General features: G+C 50.7%; 14 protein-coding genes. 2 read left to right on the plus strand and 12 right to left on the minus strand.

Features of this window, described 5'->3' with window-relative positions; all coding sequences use genetic code 11:
- The 7 genes from ABYT30_RS09505 to ffh form a co-directional block, all read right to left on the minus strand.
- A partial coding sequence (locus ABYT30_RS09505; protein ID WP_373096198.1) for a DsbC family protein occupies nt 1-753 on the minus strand: 753 nt, incomplete at its 3' end.
- Between the two features lie 99 nt (nt 754-852).
- Entirely contained in the window at nt 853-1,758 is a 906-nt protein-coding gene (gene xerD, locus ABYT30_RS09510; protein ID WP_373096199.1) for a site-specific tyrosine recombinase XerD, read from the minus strand.
- A gap of 102 nt (nt 1,759-1,860) precedes the next feature.
- Nucleotides 1,861-2,223: a 50S ribosomal protein L19 gene (rplS, locus tag ABYT30_RS09515; RefSeq protein WP_301026733.1), complete on the minus strand. Its 363-nt coding sequence runs from the start codon at nt 2,221-2,223 to the stop codon at nt 1,861-1,863.
- Between the two features lie 48 nt (nt 2,224-2,271).
- Nucleotides 2,272-3,012: a tRNA (guanosine(37)-N1)-methyltransferase TrmD gene (gene trmD / locus ABYT30_RS09520; protein WP_373096201.1), complete on the minus strand. Its 741-nt coding sequence runs from the start codon at nt 3,010-3,012 to the stop codon at nt 2,272-2,274.
- A gap of 84 nt (nt 3,013-3,096) precedes the next feature.
- On the minus strand, nt 3,097-3,642 hold the full coding sequence (rimM, locus tag ABYT30_RS09525; protein ID WP_373096203.1) for a ribosome maturation factor RimM: 546 nt from the start codon (nt 3,640-3,642) through the stop codon (nt 3,097-3,099).
- Complete coding sequence (gene rpsP / locus ABYT30_RS09530; protein ID WP_373081488.1) at nt 3,643-3,891, minus strand: 30S ribosomal protein S16; 249 nt, start codon at nt 3,889-3,891, stop codon at nt 3,643-3,645.
- 314 nt (nt 3,892-4,205) lie between these two features.
- Nucleotides 4,206-5,579, minus strand: coding sequence for a signal recognition particle protein (gene ffh / locus ABYT30_RS09535; RefSeq protein ID WP_373096205.1), 1,374 nt, complete (start codon nt 5,577-5,579; stop codon nt 4,206-4,208).
- 202 nt (nt 5,580-5,781) lie between these two features.
- Between ffh and ABYT30_RS09540 the strand changes: the two genes are divergently transcribed.
- Both ABYT30_RS09540 and ABYT30_RS09545 read left to right on the plus strand, forming a co-directional pair.
- A complete protein-coding gene (locus ABYT30_RS09540; protein WP_373096207.1) occupies nt 5,782-6,567 on the plus strand; it encodes an inner membrane protein YpjD in 786 nt (261 codons plus the stop codon).
- 84 nt (nt 6,568-6,651) lie between these two features.
- Complete coding sequence (locus ABYT30_RS09545) at nt 6,652-7,920, plus strand: HlyC/CorC family transporter (RefSeq protein ID WP_373081482.1); 1,269 nt, start codon at nt 6,652-6,654, stop codon at nt 7,918-7,920.
- An 11-nt stretch (nt 7,921-7,931) separates the two neighbouring features.
- On the opposite strand, the gene ABYT30_RS09550 is transcribed toward ABYT30_RS09545, so the two are convergent.
- From ABYT30_RS09550 to queA, 5 genes are all read right to left on the minus strand, one after another.
- A complete protein-coding gene (locus ABYT30_RS09550) occupies nt 7,932-8,126 on the minus strand; it encodes a DUF1289 domain-containing protein (RefSeq protein ID WP_373081481.1) in 195 nt (64 codons plus the stop codon).
- Nucleotides 8,123-8,659 (minus strand): gamma carbonic anhydrase family protein, encoded by a 537-nt coding sequence (locus tag ABYT30_RS09555; RefSeq protein WP_373081479.1) that lies wholly within the window; start codon nt 8,657-8,659, stop codon nt 8,123-8,125. The genes ABYT30_RS09550 and ABYT30_RS09555 overlap by 4 nt, the downstream gene beginning before the upstream one ends.
- Before the next feature lie 68 nt (nt 8,660-8,727).
- Nucleotides 8,728-9,039 (minus strand): NGG1p interacting factor NIF3, encoded by a 312-nt coding sequence (locus ABYT30_RS09560; protein WP_373081506.1) that lies wholly within the window; start codon nt 9,037-9,039, stop codon nt 8,728-8,730.
- On the minus strand, nt 9,032-10,219 hold the full coding sequence (tgt, locus tag ABYT30_RS09565) for a tRNA guanosine(34) transglycosylase Tgt (protein ID WP_373096209.1): 1,188 nt from the start codon (nt 10,217-10,219) through the stop codon (nt 9,032-9,034). Before tgt ends, ABYT30_RS09560 begins: the two co-directional genes overlap by 8 nt.
- Entirely contained in the window at nt 10,216-11,283 is a 1,068-nt protein-coding gene (queA, locus tag ABYT30_RS09570; protein WP_373081503.1) for a tRNA preQ1(34) S-adenosylmethionine ribosyltransferase-isomerase QueA, read from the minus strand. The genes tgt and queA overlap by 4 nt, the downstream gene beginning before the upstream one ends.
- Nucleotides 11,284-11,519 lie beyond the last annotated feature (236 nt).

Consider the following 11,519-nt stretch of genomic DNA (forward strand, 5'->3'; position numbering starts at 1 on the left):
CACGAGTTGCCCTGCAGGCTTATAACCGGGAATTAAACTGCCATTTTCCAGTACTATCGCCGGCGTTCCTGTCACCCCCATTGCGGCCCCCAATTGATATTGTGCAGCTATCGGGTTGTCGCACTTTTTAGGTGCGACATGGCCACCACTTTTAAGGGCATCCATCGCGGCATTACGGTCATCCGCACACCACGCTGACGCCATTTTGTCATAGGTTGGCGTGGCCAGACCCGCGCGCGGATAGGCCAAATAGCGCACTTCGATACCCGCTGCATTCAATTGCGGCACTTCCTGATGAAGCTTCTGGCAATAGCCGCAATCGACATCGGTAAATACATAAATCGCACCCTTGGTTTCACCTTTGGGGCTAAAGATGATCATGTCTTCCCGCTTGACCTCAGCCAGCCACTCCTTGCGCTGGGGAGCGAGTTTTTTCTCGGCAACACTTTCAATGCCCGCAGCACTGATTTCAAACATATCGCCCACAATAAAATACTTGCCGTCAGCGCTGGCATAAACCACCGGACCGTTTTGCATCGTCACCAAATAAATACCAGGCAACTCCTCACTAGGCACCACTTTACTTATCACAATATCAGGACGCGTGGCCTTGAAAGCGGCCTTGATCGCGGTCTCAGCCGCCTTATCAACCACCACGCTGGCCGCGTGAATCTGCAGCGCGGGGAATAAAAGTCCAGCTAACACAGTCGCCCGCAGGGCCCTACTTGCAATGTATTTCTTTAAGATATTCAAATAACTTCTCCAAAATATAATCGTAATACTGTAAAGCTGATAGGTTATGAAAACTTTTCCGACAACAAGTTCAGCCATCCACGACAACGCGTATATCATCTAACCTCGCGGATGATGCGCGCTATGTAGGGTTTTCATCCGCTCTCTAGCGACGTGAGTATAAATCTGCGTAGTGCTCAAATCGCTGTGGCCCAGTAATAATTGCACGACACGCAAATCGGCGCCATGATTTATCAAATGCGTTGCAAAAGCATGACGCAAGGTATGCGGGGATATTTCACTACTCAGCCCAGCCTGTAAAGCGTGAAATTTAACGCGATGCCAAAAGGTCTGCCGAGTCATCATCTGGCCCCGACGACTGGGGAAAACCACATCTGGCGCATTGCCAGCAGCCAGCAAACTCGACCGCCCGGCACTTACGAAGCGCTGCACCCATAGACTCGCTTCTTCGCCGATAGGCACCAAACGCTCCTTATCGCCTTTACCGACCACCCTTACTAAGCCCTGGGACAAACTCAACTGCGTAAACTTCAAGCCCACCAATTCGCTTATCCGTAAGCCCGACGCATACAGCAATTCCAGCATCGCCTTGTCACGCAACTCTAGGGGATCATCAATATTGGGCGCGGCCAATAGAGCGTCAACATCTTGCTCACTCAATGACTTTGGCAATGGCCGCCCCAATTTGGGCGAGTCGATATCCAATGTCGGATCTTCCGCTATGCGCTTCTCTCGACACTGCAAGCGATAAAAACCTCGCAGGCAAGATAGCATCCGCGCGGCACTACGGGCAGATAACTTACTTCTCTGCTGTGCACCGAGATAGTCGAGGACATCAACCTTAGAAATAGTAAGCAGACTCTGCCCCCGAGGGGCCAACCAATCACTAAAGGCCTGTAGGTCTAGTCGGTAGGCTGAAATGGTATTTGGACTCAAGCCCTTCTCCAACCACAAGCTATCAGCGTAGGCTTCAATCACATCGGTTTCTTGTGCCGCTAAATCCATTGCCTTAGACAACCTCGACGCTACCAAATATAAGCTGACTTCCCCGCTATCCTAAAACAAAAAAGGCAGCCAATGGCTGCCTTTTTTATCGCTAAAGAAAAATTAGGCTTTGGCGCCCAGCTTTTCTTTGATACGTGCTGCACGACCGCTCAGCTCACGCAAGTAGTAGAGTTTAGCTTGACGTACGTCACCACGACGCTTGACTTGAATACTTTCAATCAGCGGGCTGTAAGTCTGAAAAGTACGCTCTACGCCAACACCGTGGGAGATTTTACGTACAGTGAAAGCAGAGTTCAGGGCACGGTTACGGATGCCAATAACAACACCTTCGAAAGCCTGGAGACGCTCACGGGCACCTTCCTTAACTTTCACTTGGACAACAACGGTGTCACCGGGGCTGAATTCTGGCAGCTCTTTGGTGGCCTGCTCTGCTTCCAGTTCGGCAATAATTTTGTTGGTGCTCATGGCATGCTCCTAAATTCAAAGGTTTGTAGCTTCTCAGCTAGATGTCAATTAATCGTCAAGCTCGCGGATAAATTCCGCCAGCAGTTTATTTTGTTCGTCGCTCAGCTCTACTTGTTCGAGTAAATCCCTGCGCCGCAACCATGTCCGACCCAGAGACTGTTTCAGCCGCCAGCGTCGTATCGCCTCATGATTCCCACTTAACAACACATCTGGCACCGCCATATCGCGGAAGTGCTCAGGCCGCGTGTAGTGCGGACAATCCAGCAAACCTTCGGCAAAGGAATCTTGCTCCGCCGACAAATGATGCCCCAACACACCAGGTAATAAGCGACTTAATCCGTCAATCATTACCATGGCAGCTAACTCACCACCACTTAATACGTAATCGCCAATCGACCACTCTTCGTCGACTTCGCTGTCAATCAGGCGCTCATCGACACCCTCATAACGCCCCGCCAACAGCACTAGCGACGGTTTGGCGGCCAACTCAGCCAGCCCGGCCTGGGTTAGCGGTCGCCCCTGAGGAGACAGATAAATTACTGTCGCTCCTGGTGCTACCGACGCCTTTGCGACCGCAATTGCGCGCTGTAGCGGCTCGGTCTTCATCACCATACCGGGACCGCCCCCATAGGGTCGGTCATCCACTGTCTGATGGCGATCAGTGGTGAAATCTCTAGGATTACAACACTGTATGCTCAGCAAACCGTTCTGAACTGCTCGCCCCGTAACGCCGTAATCGCGCACTGCAGCAAACATCTCGGGAAACAGGCTAACCACCGATATTTCCACGATACCGTCCCCTATGACTCAGCCGCTATGGCCCAGCCCCATTGGCCCAGCACCCTTTACTAAGTAAAACTAGACCCCGTATTACTAGAACTCAGGATCCCAGTCCACTGACATCACCTTACCGTCCAGGTCGATATCCTTTACAAACTGCCCCGGTACATAAGGAATCAAACGCTCCTTATCGTCGATGCTACCTGGGCACTTACGCACCACCAGCACATCGTTTGCACCTGTCTCAAGGAGATGATCCACCTCACCCAATAACAAGCTGTCACCAGAGGACAGCAGCGTATGGACCTTCAGACCAATCAGCTGATGCCAATAGTATTCATCGCCTTCCAGTTCCGGCAAGGCATCATCAGCTACAGCCAACTCTAAACCACAATACGCAGCAGCTGCATCGCGGTCGTCTACGCCCACTAAGTGACCAACAATGCCCTTGCCGTGAGGCCGACACTCGTCAAACTCAGCGCGCTGCCACTTTCCTGACTTGCAAAAGTAAACATCACTGTAGCCAAAAAAATTACTAAGCGGATCGGTGAAGGAATGTATCTTCACCCATCCTTTTACCCCGTAAACCGCTGTAATCTTAGCGATTATCACCCGGCCTTGCGGGGCAAGCGCTGACATTTAGGCTGCAGCAGGTGCGTCTTTCAGCAACTTTGCAACGCGGTCAGACAATTGCGCGCCTTTAGACACCCAATGCTCAACGCGCGCATTATCAATACGCAGACGCTCTTCATTACCACGGGCAACCGGGTTGAAGAAACCAACGCGTTCAATAAAGCGACCGTCGCGTGAAGTGCGGCTGTCAGTAACTGTCAGATGATAAAATGGGCGTTTTTTAGAACCACCACGTGCCAAACGAATAATGACCATTCTTGTTTCATTTCCTAGCATTTGGGCAGGCAACAAACGCCTGCTTATCGAAAAATTCGAAGCATTTACTGGCCGAAGCCATAAAGGCGCGGAATTATAAGGGAATTAAGCGATATATGAAACACTTAGCGCAGTTTTTCTTATGTCGACGGCGCCCTATATAATATTGCTGGGTCGGCGCGCCAAAAGCAGTTCAAGCCAACCGCGATAAGTTCTGGCATATCAATACATTAAAAGCATAAGCTAAAGAAAAATATGAAGCTAATCTTATATCGCCACAGGCCATAACCCACACTACACTCCTGCAGTAAGCCCTACATTCCAGGAAAACGACCACCACCGGGCGGCATCATTCCACCCATACCGCGCATCATATTGGTCATTCCACCCTTCTGACCCATCTTCTTCATCATTTTGGCCATTTGCTTGTGTTGCTTGAGCAGGCGGTTTAAATCCTGGATCTCGGTACCTGAACCCATAGTAATACGTCGCTTACGCGAGCCATTGAGCAAGTCCGGATTGCGACGCTCAGCAGGCGTCATAGAGTTAATAATCGCCTCCATGCGGGTAAACATTTTATTGTCGATCTGACTTTGCGCCATCTGCGCCATATTGCCCATACCTGGCAATTTATCGAGCAAGCTTTTCATGCCGCCCATATTTTGCATCTGCTGAAGCTGATCCCGCAGATCTTCCAAATCAAACTTTTTACCTTTTTTCAGCTTTTTGGCGAGTTTATCCGCCTTATCCTTATCAAGTTTAGACTCAGCCTCATCTATTAAAGAGAGGATATCGCCCATACCCAAGATGCGCGAGGCAATACGGTCTGGGTAAAAAGGGTCAAGGGCGTCAATTTTTTCACCCACACCCATAAACTTAATTGGCTTGCCAGTAATGTGACGCACCGACAGCGCCGCACCACCGCGGCTATCGGCATCAGCCTTGGTTAAGATTACGCCCGTTAGGGGCAGCGCCTCACCAAAAGCCTTGGCGGTATTCGCGGCGTCTTGGCCGGTCATGGCATCAACCACGAACAGAGTTTCGACTGGATTAATCGCCGCATGCAGGTCTTTAATCTCGGTCATCATATCTGTATCAATATGAAGGCGACCTGCGGTATCGACAATCAGAACATCGTAAAAACGTAGCTTAGCTTCTGCTATTGCCGCTTTAGCAATGTCGACCGGCTTTTGCTCAAGATTACTAGGGAAGAAGCCTGCTCCGACATCTGCAGCAAGGGTTTCAAGCTGCTTAATTGCCGCTGGGCGGTATATATCAGCACTAACCACCAAGACTTTTTTCTTGTGTTTTTCCTGCAAGAATTTAGCAAGTTTCGCTACCGAGGTCGTTTTACCCGCACCCTGTAAGCCCGCCATCAAAATAACCGCTGGCGGTTGGGTAGCCAAATTAAGGGCTTCATTCTTAAGCCCCATAATCTGCTCCAGCTCCTGCTGAACGATTTTAATAAACATCTGACCGGGACTAAGGCTTTTGCTTACCTCCTGCCCCACTGCGCGGCTGCGCACAGCTTCAACAAAATCCTTCACCACCGGTAGCGCGACATCCGCCTCAAGCAAAGCCATACGCACATCGCGCATAGCGTCACTAATATTGTCATCGGTCAAGCGCGCCTGACCAGTAACATGGCGCAGGGTCTGGGATAGGCGTTCCGTTAAACTCTCAAACATGGTGAACTCTCTTAAATTCTTTAATTCTGCAGAAGGTTTCAGGGAAAACGTGGTTCAAGTCGACATTCTTGCGCGAACCCGCTTACAATCTTACCCACTTGTGCACTTCAGGCTTACACGATTGCGCAGCAGTATAACCGAGTCTCAAGACAGACCCAACGCTCAGTGCACACATCAACAACATATTGGCCATACTGAATCTATGAATGCATACACCAGCATCGCAGCCATTACACTTTATTTGGTCGCCGCGGGCACCCAGTACCGATTAATTAACTCGCCCATCAGCTACCGCAGCCTAGCACCCGGCTTACTTGCCACCCTGTGTCACGCCGCCGCTGCATTCACCGCAATTTCCACGCCCGCCGGCATGGATCTGGGTGTCGTCCAAGTATTATCACTCATCACCTGGCTGATTTGCGTCATTACCCTCAGCGCCAGTTTGCGCCGACCCCTACACAATCTGTTGATTGCCCTATACCCGCTAGCCGCCTTCAGCTTGATCGCAGAACTACTCGCACCCGGCAAGCAACAATTATTACAACACCAAAGTCCCGGCGTGCTGAGCCATATACTGTTATCGATACTCGCCTACAGCATGCTCACTATCGCCGCTCTGCAAGCAATGGTCCTCGCCTTACAAAACCGGATGCTGCGCGACCACCGAATAAAAGGTTTGCCCAGCATTTTGCCGCCCCTGCAAACCATGGAGGCCATGTTATTCGAATTGATATGGGCTGGATTTGCCCTGCTCACCCTCGCCATTATCACTGGCGGCGTCTATGTCGACGATATACTTGCCCAACACTTGCTTCACAAAACCGTGTTCACGGTCCTATCTTGGGTCTTACTAGCGATTCTACTCTGCGGTCGCGTCGCACTGGGCTGGCGGGGGAATGTCGCCATACGGTGGACGCTGTGGGCCTTTGCCTGCCTACTACTGGCCTACATTGGCACCAAATTTGCGCTCGCATTAATTATTCATTAAGCCATAAACCAATATTTGGCTTGTCGCGCCCCTCATTTTTGGTCAAGATTGGCACTCATTTCATATTAAGGGGTTCTGGGCTTTTTGAACGAGGCACCGCTGGGTCTTCTCTTTGGCATATTAGCTGCTCTAATTATTCTATCCGGATTTTTTTCCGGCTCCGAAACTGGAATGATGTCCCTCAACCGATATCGGCTGCGTCATCGCGCCAAATCCGGTCATCGCGGCGCTAAACGCGCCTCCAAACTTTTGGAAGAACCCGACAGCCTGATTAGCACCATCTTAATCGGCAATAACTTGGTTAATAACCTAGCCGCGTCCATTGCAACAATTGTTGCTATTCGCATGTACGGCGACGGCGCGGTGGTACCAGCGTCAATACTACTCACCCTAGTATTTTTAATCTTCGCCGAAATCATTCCCAAAACCATAGCCGCCTACAAATCAGAAGCCGTTGCCTACACGGTTAGCCATGTCTTGCTACCGCTAAAATCGCTGCTATTTCCCGTAATCTGGCTGGTCAGCCACGTCACCCACTTTGTCTTACGCTTAACTCGAATAGAAAAAAACGATGGCTCTGAGCATATTGGCTTAGAGGAGTTGCGCACTATTGTTGGCGAAGCTGGGCACCTGATCCCTAAACATCACAAGGGAATGTTGATGAACATTCTCGATCTAGAACAAATCACCGTCGATGACATTATGATTCCCCGCAACGAGGTGTTCGGCATAGACATCGATGCCAACACCGATGCCATCATTCGCAAACTGCGGGACGCTGAGTTCACCCGGATACCGGTTTATCAAAATGACATCGACAATATTGTCGGCATCCTCCACCAGCGCGACATCATTAGCAGCGTCGACGAACACGGCCGAGTGCAGCGCGACGCATTACTGCAAGCAATCCGTGACCCCTACTTCATTCCAGAAGGCACACCCCTCAACACCCAGTTATTTAATTTCCAGAAGCAGAAGCGCCGCCTCGGCATCGTCGTCGATGAGTACGGGGTTATGCAGGGGATTGTGACCTTAGAGGATTTGCTAGAAGAAATCGTCGGTGAATTCACCTCAAACTTAAGTACCGACACCGAAGACATAATTCATCAAGCTGACGGCAGCTATTTAGTCGACGGCACCACCACAATTCGCGACATCAATAAAAGTATGAAATGGGAGCTACCCACCGATGGTCCCAAGACCTTAAATGGACTATTGCTTGAACAACTAGAGTCTTTTCCCGAAGCCTCGGTTGGTGTGTCAATTGGTCGCTACCGGTTTGAGATTATCGAAATGAAAGGCAACCTGATCCAATCGGTCCGCGCCTACAGCAAAGCCAAGGCGCGCCGCTAGTGCGCCAATTTCTATAGCCCGTACTTGTCTTTGCAGCGCCGGTTAGCGAGAAAAACAACCTCACGCTTGGCCATATTACTTAACTCTGACCAGTCGCCGATCTCCTGTAGGCTGCGGTAGCAGCCAGTACAGATGTCATACTCATCTAAGGCACAGACCGATATGCAAGGCGAGGCGACCGGCTTCTCCTTTATCTCTACACTCATTTATCCAACATCACCTGCGGGCGTAAATCCGCATTAAAGCGCTGCCCATTTTCCACATAATGGGCAGCCGACATCCGCAAAGCCGCTTGTTCATCAGCACTAAGCATACGCTTAATTTTTGCCGGAGCCCCCATTACCAAAGCACCATCGGGAATTTCCATACCCTCAGTAACCAAGGAGTTGGCGCCAATTAAACAGCCGCAGCCAATTTTGGCACCATTGAGTACCACCGAGTTAATACCAATTAAACTACCAGCCCCAATCGTACAACCGTGTAACATAACCTTGTGACCAACGGTGACATCCTCGCCAATATGCATTGGCATACCGGGATCAGTATGTAGCACTGAGGCATCTTGGATATTACTACCCGCGCCAATCACAATATCGTCACTGTCGCCGCGAATAACCACATTAAACCAAATACTGACTTGATTTCCCAAGGTCACGGACCCAATGACCGAGGCATTTTCGGCGATAAAGTGCCCACTACCTTCAAGTATGACTCGACGATCACCCAGTTCGTATAACATAAAAATCCCTCAATCAAGGCCAACAACATCGCTATCGCGGGCAAGACAAAATTGGCGCACAAACTTATCTAAATTTGTACTACCGGCAAAAATTCAAAGGCAGGCTCTTCAAAGGGATGTGCGGCGATTAACGCTGACTTTACCGCACTCGCACAGACGGCGGGGCAAAGTAACTCAACCCGGTATTCCTCAAGAGACTCTAAACTACCCTGTTCGCCTAAAAACGGCGTACTGCCCACCATCGGACGAAACTGTCCCTGCCCCAGCACCTGCCAACAGCAGTGCTCGTAATTACCTAGGCGACCGCCCCCCGCTGCAAACACAGCCTGCTTCACTACATCAACGTGGCTAGCAGGGACAAAAAAAACAAGTTTATACAGCTGGTTTATCACCTGCACCTGTCTCCTCGGCGTTACGACCCAGCGCTAGCTGCTCGGCCTGATCAGGTCGAACTTCTTGACTAGCGTAATATTCCTCAGCAAATTGCGCCAAGCGCCCCTCTTCAATCGCCAGGCGAATCGCCGCCATGTGATTTTGATAATAGCGCAAGTTATGAATGGTATTTAACTGGGCGCCGAGTATCTCTTTGCATTTATCTAAGTGATGCAAATAGGCGCGACTAAAGTTCTGGCAGGTATAACAATCGCAATTCGCATCTAATGGCGCAGTGCTGGTCTTATGCGCGGCATTGCGAATCTTAATTACCCCTGTCGAGGTAAACAAATGACCATTTCGGGCATTTCGAGTGGGCATCACGCAGTCAAACATATCCACGCCCCGCATAACCGCCTCAAGTATATCTGACGGCTTACCCACCCCCATCAAGTAGCGCGGCTTATCGGTGGGTAGGTGATCGGCAAGAGAGTCGAGTACTTTCAGCATCTCGTCCTTAGGCTCACCAACTGACAGGCCGCCAATGGCATAGCCATCAAAACCAATATCCACCAGACCGGCAAGAGACTCCCTGCGCAGTTCAGGGTACATACCGCCCTGCACAATTCCAAACAGCGCCGCATCATTGCCCGCGTGCGCCGCTTTACTGCGTGCGCCCCAGCGGAGTGACAACTCCATAGACGTGCGCGCCTCAGCCTCCGTTGCTGGGTACGGCGTACATTCATCAAAGATCATCACAATGTCGGAGCCCAGATCCCGCTGAATTTGCATCGATGTCTCAGGGTCAAGATAAACACTGCTCCCATCCACCGGCGATTTAAACGACACGCCGGCCTCAGTAATTTTCCTTAATTTGCCTAAACTCCAGACTTGGAAGCCACCCGAGTCAGTTAATATCGGCCCACTCCAGCCAATAAAGTCGTGCAAACTACCATGGGCTTTCACCACCTCCGTACCCGGCCGCAAACTGAGGTGAAAAGTATTACCCAGAATAATGTCCGCACCGATTTCATGAATATCCCGAGGCAGCATACCTTTGACAGTGCCATAGGTACCCACCGGCATAAACGCGGGAGTTTCTACCTTACCCCGAGGAAAATCCAAAGTCCCCCGCCGCGCCATGCCATCAGTGGTCTTTAGCGCAAACTTCATGCGACATTCACTCATACAGTATTCTCGGTTGTCTCGGCGTCACTATTAGGAAACACCAACATGGCATCGCCATAACTAAAAAAGCGGTATTGCTCGGCGACTGCTTCGCGGTAGGCGTTGAGCACAGCCCCCTGCCCCGCAAAAGCACTCACCAGCATGATTAAGGTCGACTCTGGCAAATGAAAATTGGTTACCATTAGATCAACACTACGGAATTGATAGCCGGGATAAATAAAAATGCGACTATCCCCAGCAAAGGCCGCAATTTCACCTGACTGCGAGGCGGATTCTAGGCTGCGCACACTGGTGGTACCAACCGCCACAACCCGACCACCTCGAGCGCGAGTTGCCCGCACCTGACTGGCAACCTCGTCCGGCACTTCAATATATTCGGCGTGCATCTGATGGTCGCGGATATCGTCCGCGCGCACTGGCTGAAAGGTACCGGCACCAACATGAAGAGTAACAAAAGCAAGCTCTACGCCTTTATCAACACACTGCTGAATTAGCTCTTTAGTGAAGTGCAAGCCGGCAGTTGGCGCTGCTACAGCGCCATCGCGGCTCGCGTAAACTGTTTGATAGCGCTCGCGATCCTCGGCAGCATCTTCCCGCGCGATATAAGGCGGCAATGGCATATGACCAATTCGCGACAAAACAGTGAGTACAGGTTCAGCAAACTTAAGTTCAAATAACGCTTCGTGCCGCCCCAACACCTCGACAGACTCGAGGCCCGGCGCAGAAGTATTTGTCGCCGCTAATAAAAGCTTGGCGCCAGGCTTTGGCGATTTACTCGAGCGCACATGAGCCAAGACGCGATGTTCGTCAATAATGCGCTCAACTAGAATCTCAATGCGTCCACCGCTTTCCTTGCAAGCGAACAAGCGAGCGGCAATCACCCGAGTATTATTAAAGACAAGCAAATCACCCGGCCGCAAATAATCGGGCAACGCCTTAAACTGACGATGCTCACACCGCTGCTGAGAATTCAAAACCAGTAACCGACTCCCGTCGCGCTCTGGCATTGGATAATAGGCGATAAGGCTTTCGGGAAGCTCAAAATGGAAATCGCTGCGCCGCATAATATCTGCTTTCATTAGGAAGGGCGCAAGATTAGCGGAAATTGCCAAAAGACTCCACCGAGGCGCACAAATCAGCGCGCGCGGAATATAAATTACAGATATATTAAGAAAACTGTCATGGTCGATTGACCCCAGAGAAAAGCTTGCTATAATCGCGCCCCAATCACATGCCAGTGTGGTGAAATTGGTAGACACGCTAGATTCAAAATCTGGTTCCCTCGGGAGTGGCGGTTCGA

This window comes from Zhongshania sp. (assembly GCF_041623545.1).
In the GTDB taxonomy this organism is placed as follows: Bacteria; Pseudomonadota; Gammaproteobacteria; order Pseudomonadales; family Spongiibacteraceae; genus Spongiibacter.

Bases quoted from the DNA above. Each gene is read 5' to 3' on its own strand.
- tgt (WP_373096209.1), bottom strand. From the start codon at position 10,219: ATGAGTGAATGTCGCATGAAGTTTGCGCTAAAGACCACTGATGGCATG.
- rplS (WP_301026733.1), bottom strand. From the start codon at position 2,223: ATGAGCACCAACAAAATTATTGCCGAACTGGAAGCAGAGCAGGCCACC.
- ABYT30_RS09550 (WP_373081481.1), bottom strand. From the start codon at position 8,126: ATGAGTGTAGAGATAAAGGAGAAGCCGGTCGCCTCGCCTTGCATATCG.
- ABYT30_RS09555 (WP_373081479.1), bottom strand. From the start codon at position 8,659: ATGTTATACGAACTGGGTGATCGTCGAGTCATACTTGAAGGTAGTGGG.
- rimM (WP_373096203.1), bottom strand. From the start codon at position 3,642: ATGTCAGCGCTTGCCCCGCAAGGCCGGGTGATAATCGCTAAGATTACA.
- queA (WP_373081503.1), bottom strand. From the start codon at position 11,283: ATGCGGCGCAGCGATTTCCATTTTGAGCTTCCCGAAAGCCTTATCGCC.
- xerD (WP_373096199.1), bottom strand. From the start codon at position 1,758: ATGGATTTAGCGGCACAAGAAACCGATGTGATTGAAGCCTACGCTGAT.
- ffh (WP_373096205.1), bottom strand. From the start codon at position 5,579: ATGTTTGAGAGTTTAACGGAACGCCTATCCCAGACCCTGCGCCATGTT.
- ABYT30_RS09540 (WP_373096207.1), top strand. From the start codon at position 5,782: ATGAATGCATACACCAGCATCGCAGCCATTACACTTTATTTGGTCGCC.
- rpsP (WP_373081488.1), bottom strand. From the start codon at position 3,891: ATGGTCATTATTCGTTTGGCACGTGGTGGTTCTAAAAAACGCCCATTT.